This is a genomic window from Micrococcus sp. KRD096 (assembly GCF_017168495.1).
In the GTDB taxonomy this organism is placed as follows: domain Bacteria; phylum Actinomycetota; class Actinomycetes; order Actinomycetales; family Micrococcaceae; genus Micrococcus; species Micrococcus luteus.
Genome location: NZ_JABFAY010000016.1, coordinates 54,314 through 72,511 on the forward strand (window position 1 = coordinate 54,314; position 18,198 = coordinate 72,511).

General features: G+C 72.3%; 13 protein-coding genes and 1 pseudogene. 3 read left to right on the forward strand and 11 right to left on the reverse strand.

The features are described 5' to 3' along the window. From J1M41_RS07405 to J1M41_RS07440, 8 genes and pseudogenes are all read right to left on the reverse strand, one after another. The coding region (locus J1M41_RS07405; protein ID WP_206451461.1) for a permease at nt 1-955 on the reverse strand (955 nt) is incomplete at its 3' end. A gap of 16 nt (nt 956-971) precedes the next feature. Continuing rightward, the gene (locus tag J1M41_RS07410; protein ID WP_010079956.1) at nt 972-1,616 is read right to left on the reverse strand and encodes an ABC transporter ATP-binding protein; all 645 of its coding nucleotides are present in this window, start codon (nt 1,614-1,616) and stop codon (nt 972-974) included. Continuing rightward, nucleotides 1,613-2,668, reverse strand: a complete 1,056-nt coding sequence (locus tag J1M41_RS07415) for a hypothetical protein (RefSeq protein WP_206451462.1) — start codon at nt 2,666-2,668, stop codon at nt 1,613-1,615. Before J1M41_RS07415 ends, J1M41_RS07410 begins: the two co-directional genes overlap by 4 nt. After that, nucleotides 2,665-3,270 (reverse strand): hypothetical protein, encoded by a 606-nt coding sequence (locus J1M41_RS07420; protein WP_230594463.1) that lies wholly within the window; start codon nt 3,268-3,270, stop codon nt 2,665-2,667. The genes J1M41_RS07415 and J1M41_RS07420 overlap by 4 nt, the downstream gene beginning before the upstream one ends. 624 nt (nt 3,271-3,894) lie before the next feature. After that, nucleotides 3,895-5,971, reverse strand: a pseudogene (locus J1M41_RS07425) (ABC transporter ATP-binding protein). Then, complete coding sequence (locus tag J1M41_RS07430) at nt 5,968-7,725, reverse strand: ABC transporter ATP-binding protein (protein ID WP_098094092.1); 1,758 nt, start codon at nt 7,723-7,725, stop codon at nt 5,968-5,970. Before J1M41_RS07430 ends, J1M41_RS07425 begins: the two are co-directional and overlap by 4 nt. Before the next feature lie 281 nt (nt 7,726-8,006). Beyond that, nucleotides 8,007-9,275 (reverse strand): phosphatidylserine/phosphatidylglycerophosphate/cardiolipin synthase family protein, encoded by a 1,269-nt coding sequence (locus J1M41_RS07435; RefSeq protein WP_036316196.1) that lies wholly within the window; start codon nt 9,273-9,275, stop codon nt 8,007-8,009. Nucleotides 9,276-9,299: 24 nt separating this feature from the next. After that, entirely contained in the window at nt 9,300-10,274 is a 975-nt protein-coding gene (locus J1M41_RS07440; RefSeq protein ID WP_036316197.1) for an acyl-CoA thioesterase, read from the reverse strand. Nucleotides 10,275-10,394: 120 nt separating this feature from the next. Here J1M41_RS07440 and J1M41_RS07445 point away from each other — a divergent pair, with 120 nt between their 5' ends. Continuing rightward, nucleotides 10,395-11,003: a HEAT repeat domain-containing protein gene (locus tag J1M41_RS07445; protein WP_020628173.1), complete on the forward strand. Its 609-nt coding sequence runs from the start codon at nt 10,395-10,397 to the stop codon at nt 11,001-11,003. Between the two features lie 10 nt (nt 11,004-11,013). Further along, nucleotides 11,014-12,225 carry a 23S rRNA (uracil(747)-C(5))-methyltransferase RlmC gene (rlmC, locus tag J1M41_RS07450; protein ID WP_182488571.1) on the forward strand — a complete coding sequence of 404 codons (1,212 nt, stop codon included), beginning with the start codon at nt 11,014-11,016 and terminating at the stop codon, nt 12,223-12,225. 16 nt (nt 12,226-12,241) lie between these two features. On the opposite strand, the gene J1M41_RS07455 is transcribed toward rlmC, so the two are convergent. Further along, nucleotides 12,242-12,832, reverse strand: a complete 591-nt coding sequence (locus tag J1M41_RS07455; protein ID WP_036316210.1) for a hypothetical protein — start codon at nt 12,830-12,832, stop codon at nt 12,242-12,244. A 287-nt stretch (nt 12,833-13,119) separates the two neighbouring features. Here J1M41_RS07455 and J1M41_RS07460 point away from each other — a divergent pair, with 287 nt between their 5' ends. Continuing rightward, complete coding sequence (locus J1M41_RS07460) at nt 13,120-16,497, forward strand: beta-phosphoglucomutase family hydrolase (protein WP_206451463.1); 3,378 nt, start codon at nt 13,120-13,122, stop codon at nt 16,495-16,497. A gap of 128 nt (nt 16,498-16,625) precedes the next feature. On the opposite strand, the gene J1M41_RS07465 is transcribed toward J1M41_RS07460, so the two are convergent. Both J1M41_RS07465 and J1M41_RS07470 read right to left on the reverse strand, forming a co-directional pair. Beyond that, nucleotides 16,626-17,975 (reverse strand): sensor histidine kinase, encoded by a 1,350-nt coding sequence (locus tag J1M41_RS07465; protein ID WP_206451464.1) that lies wholly within the window; start codon nt 17,973-17,975, stop codon nt 16,626-16,628. Next, a partial coding sequence (locus J1M41_RS07470) for a LuxR C-terminal-related transcriptional regulator (protein ID WP_206451465.1) occupies nt 17,972-18,198 on the reverse strand: 227 nt, incomplete at its 5' end. The genes J1M41_RS07470 and J1M41_RS07465, both read right to left, overlap by 4 nt.

The window sequence follows — 18,198 nt, forward strand, 5'->3', positions numbered from 1 at the left end:
CGACGACGGCGTAGCCCGTCCCCGCGCCCACCACCGCCCCGAGCACCGCCGGCGCGGCGGTGCGGACCGCCACGAGCAGCACGAGGTCCGCGCGGCCGATGCCCAGGGTGCGGCGGCGGCCGAGGTCGCGGCGACGGATGAGCACGTCGGCGAGCACCACGATCGCCACGAAGAAGGCGCCCGCCCCGAGGATGAGCAGCAGCAGGGACCGGCCGAGTCCGGCCAGCTCCCCGGTGATCGTCGCGTTCCCGGCGGCCAGCGCCCGCGCGGTCTGCACCTGCGAGGAGCGAGGGTCGGGGTCGATCACGGCCAGGGCCGAGTCCTGCATGGCGCGGGTGCCGGCGGTGTCCGGGGCCAGGACACGGACCTGCTGGACCACGAGGGAGGCCGGCGCGGCGGGCACGGCAATCGCGTAGTCCGCGAGGTCCTCGAACGGGGTGAGCGCCTCGAACGCGCCCACCACGGCCCACTGGCGTCCGTCTCCGGACTCGAGCGCTCCGGAGGGCTGGGCCAGGCCCAGCTCGGCCAGCTTCGCCTCGGGCACCACCACCTCCCCGGGGCCCGGCAGGCGGCCGCGCGTGAGCTCGACGCCGCGGTCGACGGTGCCCACCACGTGGGTCACCGCCACGCGAGTCCCGCCCGCACCGATCGCGGCGTTCACCGTGTCCACGGGCATGTCGCGGGCCAGGGCGGCCTCGGCGGAGTCGAGACCGGCGAGGGTGGCGACGGTGGCGCCGGTGAGGAAGCCGGTGCCACCCGAGTCCGTCACGGTGAGCACGCGCGCCGCGGGCCCGGAGAGCTCCGCGGCGACGGCGGCCTCCGTGGCCGCCTGACGGCCCACCGTGGCGACGGCCGCGAAGCACATGGCGGCCACCACCAACAGCACGAGGGCGGAGGGCACGGGCGCGGTGCGGGCGGCGGTGAGGGCCTCGCGCAGCAGGGTCCTCAGGTTCACGGGCGGGCCTCCGGGTTCACAGTCGCACCACCTCGTCCGCACGGGCGACGACGGCCGGGTCGTGCGTGGCCACCACCACGGTGCGCCCCTCCCCCGCGGCCTCGGCCAGCGCGTCGAGCACGAGGGAGGCGTTGTCCGGGTCGAGGTTGCCCGTGGGCTCGTCGGCCAGCACCACCGCAGGGGTGTTCACGAGTGCCCGGCAGACCGCCACGCGCTGGGCCTGCCCGCCTGAGACCTGGCCCGGCCGGTGCTCGGCCCGGTGCCCGAGGCCGAACCGCTCCAGCAGGATCCTGGCCCGGCCTTCGAGCTCGCGACGGGACAGGCCGGCGTAGAGGCCGGGCTCCACCACCGAGTCCAGGATGGGCCGGGACGGGTCCAGCTCGGCGTCCTGGAACACGAACCCCACGGACGTGGCCCGCAGCCGCGCCCGGCGCCGGTCCGGGAGGGCGGAGGCGTCGACGTCGCCCAGGCGCACCACGCCCGCCGAGGGCGTGAGCATAAGCCCCAGCACGTACAGCAGCGTGGACTTGCCGCGCCCGGACGGGCCGGTGAGCGCGGTGACGGCGCCAGGGGTGAAGCGGTGGGTCAGGCCGTCGAACAGCTCCTCCGCGCCGCGCGTGTACGCGAAGCGCAGGTCCGCCACGGAGAGCTCCGCGTTCACGGGGCGCCGTTCAGCACGCGCACGGTCTCCCCGGCGTCCACGCCGTCCACCACGGCCAGTCCGTCCGCGGAGCCGCGGACGGTGACGGTGCGCTCCTCCTGGACGCCGTCGCGAACCACGGTGACCCTCGCGGCGCCGTCAGGCTGGGTGCGCAGCGCGGACACGGGGACCACGGGCCCGGTGACGGGCGGGACCACGTTGACCTTCGAGAGCAGGGAGGTGGAGGCCTCGGCGGGCAGGGAGTCGCAGTCCGCGCCGCACACCGCGCCGCCGTCGGGGGCGGTCAGGGGGATGCGGATCAGCCCTTGGTCGTCCGCGGTGGACTCGCCGGCCACGGCTTCCCACTCGTGCTCGCCGTGGGGCACGGTCACCGCGGTGCCGGCCGGGATTATGGCGGCCTGGTCCTGGTTGACCTCGATGGCGAACGTGGGCTCGTCGCCGGGGCGGGCGACGATGGTCTCGCCTCCCGCGAGCGCGCCGCCGACGGCCGTGGCCTTCGCGTCCACGCTGAGCGCGGCGGGGAGTGATTCCAGCACCACGAGCTGGCCCAGCTCCACGGTGTCCGCGGCCGGGTAGTCGCGCTCGGTGAGCCAGCCGTTCCAGGCGACAGCGGTGGCCTCGTCCCAGGTGCCGGTGACCTCCACCTTCGCCCCCGTGGCGGCGAGCATGCGCTGGAACGCGGCGACATCGCTGCCGGTGGCGCCCTCGCCGAGCGCCCGCCACTGGGGCAGCTCGCCCTGCACGGTGATCACGGGCTGCTGCGCGACGGCGTACAGCACGTCCCCGGCGGCCACCTCACCGGACTCCCCGGCCCGGGTGACGACGCCGGACAGCGCGTTCACGGCGGCGGGCGCCTGCTCGCGCGTCACGGAGACGCCGAGGGTGATGACGCGGCCGAGCTCCTGCTCGGCGACGGTGACGAGAGCGTCCTCGGACGGACGCTGCTCGGCCTGGGCCGGAGGGGTGAGCGTGGCCCGGCCGGCCCAGAAGGCCAGGACGGCCACGATCAGGAGCACCCCGGCCAGCGTGGCCCAGCGGAGCGGCCGGGTCATCCGGAGGTGCCCCAGAAGACGTCCTGCGGGGGCAGCTCCGGGCAGGTCTGGACGACCTGCGTCTGGCGCTCCTCGGGCACGCCTCTCATGGTCGCCTGCAAGGGCCACCAGTCATGGCGGCCTGGTGTGAAGAAGGCCGTCACGAAGGACTCCTTGGACGGCCGTGTGCTGGTGTCCACAGTGAACCCCTGCGCTTCGAGACAGGGGATGAGGTACTGGTCCCAGTAGTCATAGACAAGGCGAAGCTGCGGTTCGCTCCAATCCTGGGTATAGCTCGGGTCGACTGGGTGCTGGGCGATGCAGGTGTTCATCGCCAGCGCCCAGGCGCGAGCCTGCGCAGCCGGCGGCGTGGAGTATCGGAGACCGCCCGTCGGCGAGACCTCGACGGGGAATCCGTCTGCCCTCATGCACGAGGCGACCTTCTGATCTGATTCCAGGGGAGTCGTGGACCAGTCCTTCCGCTGGACCTGAAGGATCTCGGGAGTTCCCCCGCTCTCTGCCAGGCGGTCCATCTGTTCTCGGTAGGCCGCTTCCTTCTCCGGCTCCGTCGCCAGAACGGGTTCGATGACCTCGGTCGGTTTCCATGTGGCGGCATCCCACACCTTTGAGGGGGTACTGCCTGTCTCCGCGTGCGCCGACGCTCCTGCGTCCGCGCCGGAAGCACACCCCGCCAACAAGAGGGCCCCGACGAGTCCGACCATGGCACCAGCGAAACCGCTTGTCATTCGCCCCTCAGGCACAAGACACCCCAGCGCTCGCAGAGAAAATATCAGTAGGGGTAGTAGCAGTAGCCATTGCTACCCGAAAGAAGCAATGAGACCGAATCGGCCTTCCAGGTCTGGGTGCCTCGGAGACCAGGCTCCCAGTACCTCACGTAGTAGTTGGCTTTGGTACTCGACACTCCCCCAACCGACACCGTGAGGTAATCCCCGTACCGCTGCTGCTCGCCACGGACGCCGACATATCCACCTCCGGCACTGCAGTCCTGTCGCCCGGAGTCCGTCAATGCCTGTGCCGGCACTGCCCCAGAAACGGCCAACAATCCCGCGACGGCGATACCGGCCCCGACCTTTGTAACCCGCTGCTTCATACCCGTGACGATCCTCCTCAGGATTCAAGCTCAAATATGAGCCGCGTCACACACTAGGCGCTAAGGCCTCCCACGGCAAGGGATTCTTCCTGGCCTCCTCAGGCCGTCCCGATTCCCTTTGCGCTTGCTGCAGCCATCACCGGGCGTCGTCTCGTGAGGCCGCGCCGTCGTCGTCCTCCCCGCCCTTGAACTGGCTCATGTAGAGCCGGTGGTAGGCGCCCTTGGCCGCGAGCAGCTCGGCGTGGCTGCCCTGCTCCACGATGTCGCCGTCCTCCATCACGAGGATGACGTCCGCGTCCCGGATGGTGGAGAGGCGGTGGGCGATCACGAAGCTCGTGCGGTCCGAGCGCAGCGCCGCCATCGCGCCCTGGACCAGCACCTCGGTGCGGGTGTCCACGGAGGAGGTGGCCTCGTCCAGGATCAGGAGCGAGGGCTGGGCCAGGAACGCACGGGCGATGGTGATGAGCTGCCGCTCGCCCGCGGACACGTTGGCGGCGTCCTGCTCGATCACGGTGTCGTAGCCGTCGGGCAGGGTGTGCACGAAACGGTCCACGTAGGTGGCCTTCGCCGCCGCGACGACCTCCTCGTCCGTGGCGTCGAGTCGGCCGTAGCGGATGTTCTCCCGGATGGTCCCGCCGAAGAGCACGGCGTCCTGGAGCACCATGCCGGTGGCGGCGCGCAGCTCGCCGCGGCTGACCGTGCGGGTGTCCACGCCGTCCAGCAGGATCCGCCCGCCGTCCACCTCGTAGAACCGCATGATCAGGTTGACCAGGGTGGTCTTGCCGGCACCGGTCGGCCCGACGATCGCGACCGTCTGCCCCGGCTCCGCCACGAAGTTCAGGTCCGTGATGAGCGGCTTCTCCGGCGTGTAGGAGAAGCGCACATGCTCGAACTCCACGCGACCGCGCAGCGGGCGCGGGAGGTGGGCGACGCCGTCGGGCCCGGGGATGGCGGAGGGCGCCGTTTCCCGAACGAAAGCGCTCTCGGAGGGCGCCGTTTCCCAAACGAAAGTGCCGTCGGGGGTGCGGGCGGGGGGTCTCCTCCGGCTCGTCGAGGAGCTCGAAGATGCGCTCGGCCGACGCCACGCCGGAGATCAGCATGTTGGACATGCCGGCGATCTGCCCGAGCGGCTGGTTGAACTCGCGCGAGTACTGGATGAACGCGGTCACGGCGCCCAGGGTCATCTGCCCGTTGGCCACGCGCAGGCCGCCGACCACCGCGATGCCCACGTAGCCCAGCCAGTTCACCCACTGCATGATCGGCATGATCATCCCCGAGTAGAACTGCGCCTTGAACGCGGCCTCGTACAGCTCCTCGTTGCGCTCGTCGAAGCGCGCGGCCATGTCCCGCTGACGGCCGAACACGGTCACCAGCTCATGCCCCGTGAACGACTCCTCGATGTGCCCGTTGAGCCGGCCCGTCTCCCGCCACTGCGCGGAGAACAGCGCCTGGGACTTCTTGCCGATCACGCCCACCACCACACCGGCCACCGGCAGGGCGATCAGGGCGATGAGCGCGAGCTGCCAGGACAGCCAGAACATCATGCCGACGATGCCGATCACGGTCAGCGCCGAGTACACGAGCGAGGCGAACGCCTGCTGGAGGGCCTGCTGGACGTTGTCCACGTCGTTGGTGGCGCGGGAGAGCAGGTCGCCGCGCTGCCCGCGGTCGAAGTGGCTCAGCGGCAGCCGGTTGATCTTGGCCTCGATGTCCTCTCGCAGGCGGAACACGAGACGCATCACGAGGTCGTTGAGCACGCGGCCCTGCAGCCACATGAACAGCTGGGCCACGAGGTACATGGCCAGCACGGTCAGGATCAGCCGTCCCAGCTCGGTGAAGTCGATCCCCTCGCCCGGCGTGAACGCCATGCCGGAGAGCATCTCCGCGGCCTGGTCCTCGCCCTGGGCGCGCAGCCCGTCGATGACCTGCTCGCGGCTCAGCCCGCCGGGCATCTGCGCGGAGACCACGCCGCCGAAGATCACGTCCATCGCCCGGCCGAGCACGCGCGGCGCCCACACGTTGAACACCACGGCCACCAGCACCATGACGGCGACGACGGCCAGCCCCAGCTTCTCCGTGCGGAACAGGCTCATGAGCCGCTTCGCGGACGGCCAGAACGCCTTGGCCTTGCGGGCCGGACCGCCGCCCCAGTCGTCGGTGGCGCCCTGCTCCTGGATCTCGAGGATCTCCTCGTCCGTCAGGTGCTCGCTCATGCCACGTCCTCCGCGGTCAGCTGGGAGTCCACGATCTCCCGGTAGGTCTGGTTGTCCGCCAGCAGCTCGGCGTGGGTGCCGCGGCCGACCACGCGGCCCTCGTCCAGCACGATGATCTGGTCGGCGTCGGTGATGGTGGCCACCCGCTGGGCGACGACGATCCGGGTCACCCCGGCCGCCGCGCGGTCGAGCGCCGACCGCAGCCGCGCGTCGGTGGTGACGTCCAGGGCGGAGAACGAGTCGTCGAACACGAGGATCCGCGGCTCGGCCACGAGGGCACGCGCGATGGACAGGCGCTGGCGCTGGCCGCCGGAGACGTCCGTGCCGCCCTGAGACAGCCGCGAGTCCAGACCGGAAGCCGCCGCCTCTCCCTTGCCGGTGGTGCGGGCGCGCACGAAGTCGGCGGCCTGGGCCGTCTCGAGGGCCGCCCAGATGCGCTCGTCCGAGGCGTCCGGGGCCCCGAACTGCATGTTCTCCCGCACGGTGCCCGAGAACAGGTACGGCTTCTGCGGCACGAGGGCCACGGCCTCGGTCAGCTCGGCCCGGGCCAGGTCGGTCACCGGCACGCCGTCCACGAGCACCTCGCCGGACGTCGCGTCGTACAGCCGCGGCAGCAGGCTGATCAGCGTGGACTTGCCGGAGCCGGTCGAGCCGATGATCGCCGTCGTGGTGCCGGGGGCGACGGCGAAGCTCACGTCGTCGAGCACCGGCGCCTCGGCGCCGGGGTACTGGAAGGTGACGTGGCGCAGCTCCACGGCGCCGTCGCGACGCGCGGGGGTCACCGGGCGGACCGGCTCACCGAGCGTGGGGACGGTGTCCAGGACCTCGCCGATGCGGCCCGCGGAGATCACGGCGCGCGGGAGCATCATCATCATGAAGGTGCCCATCATCACCGCCATGAGGATCTGCAGCAGGTACTGCATGAACGCGGTGAGCGCGCCGACCTGCACGAGCCCCGCGTCCACGCGCTCGCCGCCGAACCACAGGACGGCGGCGGTGGCGAGGTGGAGGATCATCGTGATGACCGGGCCGAGCAGCACGAACAGCCGGCCGATCCGCACGGAGGTCTCCGTCAGGGCGGCGTTGGCGTCCGTGAACCGGCGTGTCTCGTGGCGCTCGCGCACGAACGCGCGGACCACGCGGATGCCCTGGATCTGCTCGCGCATCACGCCGTTGACGTCGTCGATGTTGTCCTGCATCCGCTGGAACAGCGGCATGAGACGGGCGACGATCCACGCCACGATCACCAGCAGCACCGGCACGGAGACCCACACGAGCCAGGACAGGCCCGGGTCCTCGCGGATGGCCATGATGATGCCGCCGACCGCCATGATCGGCACGGCCACCATGAAGTTCAGGGCCATGAGGGTGAGCATCTGGACCTGGTTGACGTCGTTGGTGCCGCGCGTGATGAGGGTCGCGGCGCCGAAGCGGCCGAGCTCCTCCGCGGAGAACGCGTCCACGCGGGTGTAGACGGCGCGGCGCAGGTCCCGGCCGACGCCCATCGAGGCCTTCGCCCCGAACCACACGGCGGCGATCGCGGCGACCACCTGCACCAGCGCGACGCCGAGCATCACGAGGCCGATGTCCCAGATGCGGGCGGTGTCGCCGCGGGCTACGCCCTCGTCGATGATGCGGGCATTGAGGCTGGGCAGGTACAGCATGGCCAGCGTGCTGATCAGCTGCAGCACGACGACGGCCGCGACGGCGCCGCGATAGCGCCGCCCGTGACGGCGGAGCAGGGTCCAGAGCATGGGGCTCCCAGGGAGTCGGGATGGGCGCACGGCCGCGTGGGCCGCAGGGAGGTGGGCCGAAGGGGGCCGGGTTCATTGTGCCCCAGCCGCGGGCGAGGAGGTCGGGCAGCAGCCGTCGTCGTCGGACGCCGCGGGCGCACCCCGGACAGCCGGCTGCCGAACCACCCGCTGGCGGACCCGCACGAGGACTGAGCGACGCCAGACGGGGGCGTGAGCCAGACGTTTCTGCTGCGGATCGGGCGTCAGAACTGCAGAAACGTCTGGCTCAGCGCCCGGGGTCCTCAGAGCAGGGGACGCAGTGGTACCAGCAGGGCCTCGACCACGCGGGCGAGGCCGTGACGGTCCTCCCAGCGCGGGGTGTCGATCCGGACGGCCCGCTGGGCGTCGAGAGCGAAGATCTCCTCCATCCGGGCGGCGAAGTCGCGGTCCACGACCACCACGTTGGACTCGTAGTTGAAGCCCAGGGAGAGGCGGTCGACGTTGGCCGAGCCCACGGTGGACCAGATGCCGTCCACGGTGGCGGTCTTCGCGTGGATCATGCTGGCCCTGTACAGCAGGATCGTGATGCCGGCCTCGAGCATCTTCCCGAAGAAGCCGCGCGAGGCCCAGTCCGCCACGATGTGGTTGGAGTCCTCCGGCACCATCACCTGCACGTCCACCCCGCGCCGGGCCGCGTGCAGCAGCGCCTCGAGGACCTGCTGGTCCGGGATGAAGTACGGCGTGTTGATGAGGATGCGGTGCTGCGCCCGCTGGATGGCGTCGAGGTAGCTCAGCCGGATCGGGTAGACCAGGAGCGGCGGCTGGTTCGCGGCCACGGTGACGCGCGGGTCCCACGTGTCCGGGGGGCGCCAGGACATCTGCTCGCCCGCGCGGTGGTGGGCGTTCCACTTGATGGAGATCGACTGGCCCAGCGCCCACACCGCCGGGCCGCGCTCACGCACGTGGGTGTCCCGCCACAGGCGGGCGTAGTCGTCGCCGATGTTGAAGCCGCCGGCGAAGCCGACCTCGTCGTCCACCACCATGATCTTCGAGTGGTTGAACCCGCTGTGCCGGACCACGCCTCGCCAGATCGGGCGGGCGAAGGCCGGCAGCCGGAACACGTGGATGCGCGGGTCCAGCTGACGGTAGAAGCGGGGCGGGACCACGAGGTTCCCGAACCCGTCGTAGGAGACGTAGACCTCCACGCCGCGCGCGGCCGCCCGGTTGAAGGCGTCCATGAACCGCTGGCCCGTGGGGTCGCCCTTCCAGATGAAGGTCTCGAACTTGATGATCCGCTGCGCTCCGTCGATCGCGGCGATCATCTCCTTGTAGAGGTCCTCACCCGAGGTGAAGATGCGCAGCTCGGAGCCCTCCACGTGGGCGTCAAACACGCCGGGGTTCGGCGCGGGTCGGCGCACTCGGCCGCCGCGCTTGACCATGTCCACGCCGGTGAGCCCGGCGGCGACCGTCAGCGGCAGTCCCACGAGACCGACGCCCGCGGCCACGGCCGCTCCCCGGAGGAGACGACGGACCGGCAGGCGGGACAGGGACGGCAGGGACGGTCGACGCATTCGCTCAGTCTACTCAGGGCCCCGTCAGCGCGGATCGGTCGAGCGGCGCATCTCGGTCCAGGCCGCGCTCACCTCGGAGCGCATGCGCACGAGTTCGATCGCCGTCTCCTGCAGCCTCCGGGCGCTCTCGCTCTCGGGGATGTACTGCCGCACCCGCTGGGCCTGGTCCTCCGCGGAGACGTCCACCATGACGGCGATCGAGTGCGCCACCAGGCGGGACTCCGCCCCGGTGCGTCGGCTCGCGTAGACGCGCAGCGCCACATGCATGGACCGCTCCGTGGTGTTCACCAGGAGGGCCTCCACGCGCACGAGGTCGCCCACGTGGATGTTCCGCACGAAGCGCACACCGCCGCCGAACACCGCGACCACGGATTCATGTCCGGTCCAGCGGGCGGCGCAGACGGCGGCCGCCTCGTCCACCCAGCGCAGGATCGCGCCCGCGTTGATGGTGCCGCCCACGGTGGCCTCCGCGTTGGGGGCCAGGAACGCGAGGGTGCTCATCTCCTCGGGGGCCTCCCCGGGCGCGGGGAACGGCAGTCGGGCCATGCCGCGCTCGACGGCGCGGCGGGCCACGGTGGAGCGGCGGGCCTGTTCGTCGCGCTCGATCTGGCCGGGGGTCGAGGGCTCCCAGACCGGCACGGTCACGGGCACCCCGCCCTCCTCCGCGGCGTAGACCACGAGGGACGAGGTGGCGACCACGGGGTCGCCGTCGTCGTCGCGGATCTCCGGCAGCAGCAGGCGGGTCTGGACGTGCACCTCGGCGCCGTCCGTGTGGACCACGCGCGCCTGCACCACAGCGCGGCGGTCCACCGGCACGGGGTGCCGGAACTGGGTGTGCCCCATGTAGCGGGCACGCACGAACGTCCCGGCCCAACTCGCCGCGACGGCGTAGCCGGCCTTCTCGATCCAGGAGATGACGGTGCCGGCGTCCACCAGGCCGGTGGGATGATCGAAGCTGTCCGCCCGGAATTCGAGGGCGAGGGCTCCGGGGGGTCTCATGCCGTCGAACGTATCACCCGAGTCCGGGCCCTGTGCGGCCGGTCACGCCCCGTCCAGGAGTCTGCGGGGAACCTCCCGGCCGCGCCCCAGGCGGGTCCGCGCACGGGGGACAATGGACCCATGACCGCCTTCGACCGTCTCCCCCTGCCCGCGGAGCCCCAGACTCCGCACGACCGCCTGCGCCGCCGCACCGAGGCCGCCGTCGCCGAGCGCGGGGAGGCCGCCGTCGCCGGGCTGGCGGTGCGCCTGATGACCGGCGCGGCCACTCCCGATGACGTCACCTCGGGCGCCGCCCGCGCCCTCACCGGCGACGACGGCGACCTCAGCCCCGCCGCGACCGGCGCCCTGGCCCTGATGCACGCGTGGCACCGCAGCGCGCTGCCCGCCCTGACCGGGGCGCTCACCGCCCCCGAGGCGGACGTCCGCTCGGCGGCCCACCTCGTGCTCGCCTCCCGCGCCGGCTCGCTGCGCCGCGATGCCGCCGTCGACCGCACCCTCGTGGACGCGGTGCGGGCCGGCTGTGCCGACCCGGACCCGGAGGTCCGCGCGTCGGCCGCGTCCGCACTGGGTGCCCTCGCCCGCCCCGAGGACCTCGAGTCCGCCCTGCCCGTGCTCACCGGCATGGTGATGGACGTGGACGCGGACCTGGCCGCGGCCGCCGAGCTGGCCCTCGAGCAGCTCGCGATCCGCCTGGACCGGCCCGGCCTGCGGGTCAGCCTCGAGGGCTGAGGCGACGCCCGTGCAGTGCCCCCACTTCGATGTCGGCGAGTGCCGTTCCTGCCCGCTGATGGGCGTGCCGTACGCCCGGCAGCTCGCGGACAAGCAGGCCGCGGTCCTGGCCGCGCTGGCGGACGCGCTCGATGCGGACACGGTCGTGGCCGAGCCGTTCGCCTCCGCGGAGGCCGGGTTCCGGAACAAGGCGAAGCTCGTGGTCACGGGGTCGGCGGCGGCGCCGCGGCTGGGCATCCTGGACCCGCGGCAGCACCCCCGCCATCACGACGGCGCCGGCGTGGACCTGCGCGACTGCGGCCTGTACGAGGCCGGCATGGAGGGCGTGTTCGAGGCGTGCGCGGCGGCGGTGACGGCGGCCGGGCTGGAGCCCTACGACGTCGCCGCCCGCACGGGCGAGCTGAAGAACGTGATCGTGACGCTCTCCCCCGACCGGGAGGCGATGGTCCGGTTCGTGCTGCGCTCCGCCGACCGGCTGGACGCGCTGCGCGCGGCGGTGCCGGGGCTGCTGGATGACCTCGCGGCGCGCGGGACACCCGCCGCCGTGGTGAGCGCGAACCTGCTGCCCGAGCACGTGGCCCTGCCCGAGGGCGACGAGGAGATCGTGCTCGCCGGCGGGCCGACCCTGCGGATGGAACTGAACGGGATCGGCCTGCGGCTGCGCCCGCAGGGGTTCTTCCAGACGAACACCGCGGTGACCGAGGGGCTGTACGCGACGGCGGCGGCGTGGGTCGCCGAGGGCGGTGTGCCGGCGTCGGCGTGGGACCTGTACTGCGGGGTGGGCGGGTTCGCGTTCCACCTGGCCCGGGCCGGCGTGCGCGACGTGTGGGGCATGGAGTCCTCCGCCGAGGCGGTGGCCGCGGCCCGGGAGACGGCCGCGGAGCTCGGCCTGGCCGACCGGGCGCGCTTCTCCGCCGGCGACGCCACCTCCGCGCTTTCGTTCGAGAAACGGCGGGCTCCGGAGGCGCTTTCGTTCAAGAAACGGCGGCCCCGCCCGGACGCCGTCGTCGTGAATCCGCCCCGGCGGGGCATCGGCGCCGAGCTGGCGGACGCGCTGGAGGACTCGGGTGTGCCCACCGTCCTGTACTCCAGCTGCAACCCGGCGACGCTCGCGCAGGACCTGGCCCGGATGCCGAGCTATCGGGTGGCGCGGGTGCAGGTGTTCGACATGTTCCCCCAGACCCGGCACGCGGAGGTGCTCACGCTGCTGACCCGGCGGTGACGGAAGCCGGGGCGCGTCACCGCGGGCTCCCCGCCCGACGGTTCCGCTTCTTCAACTCGACGAAGACCTGCAGCAGCGTCAGAGCCGACGGCGCGAGCGCGGGTTGCGTGAGCACGAGCGGTTGCGCACGGGTCAACCCGCCACCCTGCAACGGCCGTCCCGAGTCCCACCGGTTGGCCTTGCGCAGACCACCCTCGTTCCACAGCCGCTCGTCCACCTTGAGCGCCACCTTCATCGTGTGCTCCGACTCTGGCGCCACAGCACGGACTTCCTTCACGTCCGCCCAGTCCACGGACCAGTCCCGCGTCCACACCCGTCGCTCATCGAACGTGACATGCCGAGGCCGGAACAGACCCATCGTCGCGGCGGGAAGCACCGCCAACGCCAGCGCCAACCCGATGAACGACGCCACACGCCACACCCCGAACCCGGCCGAGACATCCTCCGGCGGCCGGAAGATCACCCACACGAACACCGCGATGCACACCACGACGATCAGCCACAGGAGCAACCACCGCGCCGGACGCACCCGCGCCTGCACCGGCAGACTCGCCAGGATCTCCTCCCGCGTCGCCTTCTTCCGCAACCGCGTCGGCTTCGCATCCATCACTTGCTCATCATCCAGTTCATGAGCCCTTCGCCCCCCCGGCCATCTCCGCCGAGTGTGTCCTGCTCGTTCCCGGGCCACGCTTCCGGCGCGCGGGGGCACACGTCCGCCCCGTCGGCACGACCCTATTCCCGGAACCCACCGCGCCGCAGCGACATCACCGCAGCTGAGAACCGCTGTGATGTCGCTGCGGTGCGGTCGGCCGGAACGACGGCGCGCTCGCTGCGGTGAACATCGCCGCGGCACTCCCCGTGCGGCCCCACTTCCCCGCCCGTAGGCTGGTTCCCATGTCGCAGACGCTCACCCCCGCCGCTCCGCAGGACCTGAACGCCCGCCGCCACCGGCTCCGCCGCTACCGCGCCGTCATCTTCGACATGGACGGGGTCATCACGGACACCGCCGGCGTGCACGCGCAGGCGTGGAAGGAGCTCTTCGACGGGGCGCTGCCCGCCGTGGGCGCGCTGCCCGCCAACGCCGCCGTCGTCGCCGCGGACCCGGACGTGCTGCGTCCCTTCGACGCCGCCGCCGACTACCTGCACCACGTGGACGGGCGCCCCCGCGAGGACGGGGTCCGCACGTTCTTCGCCTCCCGCGGCCTGCAGGTCCCGGAGGCCGACGCCCTCGAGGCGGACGCAGCCCCGGAGCTGACGGTCCTCGCCCTCGCCGAGCGCAAGCAGGGCTACTTCGAGCAGGTCCTCGAGCGCGACGGCGTCCGCGTGTTCCCGGAGGCCCAGGACCTCCTCGAGCGGCTGCGGGCCAAGGGCGTGCCGGTCGCACTGGTCACCAGCTCCAAGAACTCCCGCGCCGTGCTCACGGCCGGCGGCGTGCTGGACTTCTTCCCCGTGATCGTGGACGGGAACACCGCCCTCGAGCGCGGGCTGCCGGGCAAGCCGGACCCGGCGATGTTCTGGGAGGCGGCCCGCGAGCTGGGTGTCGACGTCGCGGACGCGATGGTCCTCGAGGACGCCGTCTCGGGCGTGAAGGCCGCCGCGGACGGCCGCTTCGGCCTCGTGATCGGCGTGGACCGCGAACCCGAGCTCGGCAAGGGCCGGCTCAAGGAGGCCGGCGCCCACCTGGTGGTCCAGGACTACGGGACCCTGCATCTGGAGGACCGCACCACCACCCCGTTCGACCCCGCGTGGGTGCTGCGCTGGGACCGCTTCGACCCGGCCTCCGAGGGCACGCGCGAGGTGCTGTGCACCCTGGCCAACGGGTACTGGGGCACCCGCGGCGCTGTGCCCGGCACGCACATCTCCTCCGTCCACTACCCCGGCACCTACATGGCCGGGGTGTTCAACCGGCTGACCTCGATGGTCCAGGGCCGGGTCGTGGAGACCGAGCACATGGTCAACATCCAGGACTGGACCCCGCTCGTGGTGACCCCGCGCCACGGCCGCCCGCTGCTGCCGGGCGAGGAGAACCTCGTGGAGTACGGCCAGGAGATGGACCTGCGCCGCGGCGTGCTCTCCCGCACCATGACCTTCGAGGACGAGCAGGGCCGGCGCACCACGGTCCACACCCGGCAGTTCACCTCGCTGGCCAACCGGCACCTCGCCGCGATCGAGCTGACCGTGGTGGCGGAGAACTGGTCCGGGGACCTCACGGTGCGCTCGAAGATCGAGGGCCGCGTGGCCAACCTCAACGTCTCCGACGACCGCACCCTCGCCAACCAGCACCTCGAGCCGGTCCAGGCCCGGGAGATCGACGGCGAGACCGTCCTGCTCGAGACCGCCACCAACCAGTCCGGCATCCACGTGGCCATGGCCACCCGCACCCGCCAGGTGGCGCCGGTGGGCCACCACGAGCCCATCCGCCGCCCCGTGGACGGCTCGGACCTGGTGGTCGGCCAGGACATCCTCCTCCACGTGGACGAGGGCGTGCCGCTCGTGCTGGAGAAGATCGCCGCCGTCGCCACGAGCCACGACCACGCCAACGCCTCCGTGTGGGAGTCGGCGGTGAAGGACGTCCAGCGCGCCCAGAACTTCCGCAACCTGCTGACCCTGCACGAGCAGCGCTGGGGCACCAACTGGGACCGGTTCTCCGTGCGCATCGACCTGGCCGAGCCGTACCGGCATCAGCGCCGCTCCACGGCGGCGGAGGCCGGCGGCGAATACGCGCCGCCCGTCGTCGACGCCGGCCACTCGGCCCCGGTGGGGTCCGCGGTCCCGATGGGCAAGGACGGCGCGTCGCTGCGCCAGCAGCTCGCCCTGAACCTGCACACGTTCCACGTGCTCCAGACGGCCTACGGCCGCCGCCGGGACCTGGACGCCTCCGTGGGGGCGCGTGGCCTGCACGGCGAGGGCTACCGCGGCCACATCTTCTGGGACGAGATCTACGTCTACCCGATGCTCACGCTGCGCCGCCCCGAGATCACCCGGGGCCTGCTGATGTACCGCTACCGGCGTCTCAACGAGGCCCGCGCCAACGCCCAGGCCGAGGGCTGGGCCGGCGCCATGTACCCGTGGCAGTCCGGGGCGGACGGCTCCGAGGAGACGCCCACCGAGCTGTGGAACCCGCGCTCGCGCATGTGGATGCCGGACAACTCCCACAACCAGCGGCACGTCTCCCTGGACATCGCCTACTCGGTGCTGCGGTACATCGAGATCACGAAGGACACGTCCTTCATCTCGGACTACGGCGCGGAGATGCTCGTGGAGATCTCCCGGTTCTTCATGTCCATGACCCTGCACAACGCCGTCACGGACCGCTACGAGATCCACGGCGTCATGGGGCCGGACGAGTTCCACGACGGCTATCCCGAGACCCCCGGCTCCGGCCTGCGCAACAACGCGTACACGAACGTGCTGACCTCGTGGGTGCTCGCGGAGACCGCCCGCCTGGTCCGCTGGCTGGACACGATCGACGACGGCCTGCCCGAGCTCATGGAGATCTCCGAGGAGGAGATCGAGCGCTGGGAGGAGGTCAGCACCCGCCTGACCGTGCCGTTCTTCGAGGAGGGCGAGGAGGCCGGCATCCTCGCCCAGTTCGAGGGCTACCAGGACCTGCTCGAGTTCGACTGGGAGGCCTACCGCGCCAAGTACGGGAACATCGGCCGCATGGACCTGATCCTGCAGGCCGAGGGCGACGCCACCAACCGGTACAAGCTCTCCAAGCAGGCCGACACCCTCATGCTCGGCTACCTGTTCTCCGCCGAGGAGCTGGACCGGATCCTGCGCCGCATGGGCTACGAGCTGCCGCAGGAGGCGTTCGAGCGGATGGTCACGTACTACGAGGCCCGCTCGACGCACGGCTCCACGCTCTCCCGTCTGGTGCACGCGTGGGTGGCGGCCCGCACGGACCCGGACCGCTCGTGGGACCTGTTCACGGAGGCCCTCGAGTCGGACCTCTCGGACACGCAGGGCGGCACCACCAAGGAGGGCATCCACCTGGGCCTGATGGCGGGCACCGTGGACACGGTGATCCGCTGCTACGCGGGCCTCGAGACGCGCGACGACGTCGTCCGGCTGCACCCCCGCATGCCCGCCCAGCTGCCCGGCGCCCGCTTCACCATCCGGTTCCGCCAGCAGCCCGTGGTCATCCACATGACCCAGCGGGAGGTGACGGTGGCCGCGGGCGAGGGCATGTGGCACGACGTGCCGATGATCATCGCCGGCCGCGAGCACACCCTGTCCCCCGGCGAGAAGCTGACGGTCCCACTGGACTGAGGGGCGCCGTCGTCGGCCACCCCACCCCGTCCCTTTGGGGGCGAAAGTGGGCGGTATCCCGCGCGGATACCGCCCACTTTCGCCCCCGGACGCGGGAGGACGCGGGAGGACGCGGCTGCCGCCCCGGCTCAGCGCAGCGGCAGCTCGGCGCGGACCACCCAGCAGCCGCCCAGCGGGCCGGCCGTGAGGGTGCCGCCGAACACGGCTACGCGCTCGCGCATGCCGGCCAGGCCGAAGCCGCTGGCCATCGCGACCACCACGCGGTCCCGGCGGGGCTCGCCCTCGTCCATGGGGCTGGTGATGCACAGCACCAGGCGGTCCGCGCCCTCGAGCTGCGAGGTCAGGCGCACCGTGCCGCGGCGCGGGGCGTGCTTGAGGATGTTCGTCACCGACTCCTGCACCACGCGCAGCACGGTCAGCTCCAGGGAGCGCGGCAGCTCGTCCAGCTCGGTCAGCGAGCGCTCCACCGCGAACCCGGCCGCGTGCAGGCGGGCCTCGAACTCGTCGAGGCGGGCCGGCAGGTCCACGACGGCGTCCCCCTCCGCCGTCTGCGCGTTGCGGGAGGAGCCGCGCAGCGCGGTGAGCATGCGGCGCAGGTCCACGAGGGACTGTCGGGCGGCCTGCTCGATGGCCTTCTCCGCGGCGGCCCGCTTCTCCGGGTCCTTCTGGGTGGGCAGCATGGCGGCCTGCATCGAGATCACGGTGAGCCCGTGCGCGACGACGTCGTGCAGCTCCGCCGCGATCCGCTGCCGCTCGGCCTCCGCGGCGCAGGCGGCGGCCTCCTCGGCCCGGCGCAGGGCCGCCTCGCGGTCCCGGGCCCGATGCCGGGATCGGCGGATCATGAAGGCCGGCACCGCCACGCACAGCGCGACGATGAGCGTGATGACCATGACGCCCTTGGCGCTGTCCTCGTCCGCCCACGTGCCGTCGGTGAGGACCTCGCCCGCGACGGTGAGCAGGATGAGGGCGCCCAGGGCGAACCAGACGAACACCCGGTGCGAGTACCGCGTCACCATGGCCGCGCCCAGGACGACCCCGCCGCTGAACGCCTGCGGGGTGAGGTGCGCGTGGTCCGCCTCCACGAGGCCCACCAGACCGAACGTGCTCCCGAGCAGCACGAACACCGCCGCGAGGGTGGGCTGCCACCCGAACAGCAGCGTGACCAGCACGCTCGCCAGGAACAGGACCCAGCGCAGGAGCGGCTCCCGCCCCTCACCCGTCAGCCCGCCGTCCTCCTCGAGGATGCCCGCGAGTTCGGGGTCGGCGCTCAGCCCGGCGGCCACCGTGGGCCCCAGCATCAGGGTGAGGATCTCCCCCAGCACCATGAGCCCGACGATCACGTAGAGGACGATCCGCGTGTGCCGGGAGACGGGTTCCGTGCGCAGGATCGCCGGCAGGCGGGAGCCCAGGGGAGACTCGGCAGGCGGGGGCGACGTCGCCGTCGTCGTCCGAGCCGGGGCGGGCGCCGCGATGCTCATCCGATGTCCACGAGGCCCGCGCGGGCGGCGCGGATGAGGATCTGCACGCGGTCACGGACCTGCCACTTGTCCAGGACCTTGCCGATGTGGGACTTCACCGTGGCCTCCGCGAGGAACAGGGCGCCGGCGATCTCCGCGTTGGAGGCGCCCTTGGCGAGCTCGCGGACCACGTCCAGCTCGCGCTCGGTGAGGCGCTCGTGCGGGGCGGGGGGCTCGGCCGGGC

Excerpts from the sequence above, each read along its gene's own strand:
- J1M41_RS07445 (WP_020628173.1), top strand. The coding sequence starts at position 10,395 with ATGACCGCCTTCGACCGTCTCCCCCTGCCCGCGGAGCCCCAGACTCCG.
- J1M41_RS07460 (WP_206451463.1), top strand. The coding sequence starts at position 13,120 with ATGTCGCAGACGCTCACCCCCGCCGCTCCGCAGGACCTGAACGCCCGC.
- J1M41_RS07455 (WP_036316210.1), bottom strand. The coding sequence starts at position 12,832 with ATGGATGCGAAGCCGACGCGGTTGCGGAAGAAGGCGACGCGGGAGGAG.
- J1M41_RS07440 (WP_036316197.1), bottom strand. The coding sequence starts at position 10,274 with ATGAGACCCCCCGGAGCCCTCGCCCTCGAATTCCGGGCGGACAGCTTC.
- J1M41_RS07465 (WP_206451464.1), bottom strand. The coding sequence starts at position 17,975 with ATGAGCATCGCGGCGCCCGCCCCGGCTCGGACGACGACGGCGACGTCG.
- J1M41_RS07430 (WP_098094092.1), bottom strand. The coding sequence starts at position 7,725 with ATGCTCTGGACCCTGCTCCGCCGTCACGGGCGGCGCTATCGCGGCGCC.
- J1M41_RS07435 (WP_036316196.1), bottom strand. The coding sequence starts at position 9,275 with ATGCGTCGACCGTCCCTGCCGTCCCTGTCCCGCCTGCCGGTCCGTCGT.
- J1M41_RS07415 (WP_206451462.1), bottom strand. The coding sequence starts at position 2,668 with ATGACCCGGCCGCTCCGCTGGGCCACGCTGGCCGGGGTGCTCCTGATC.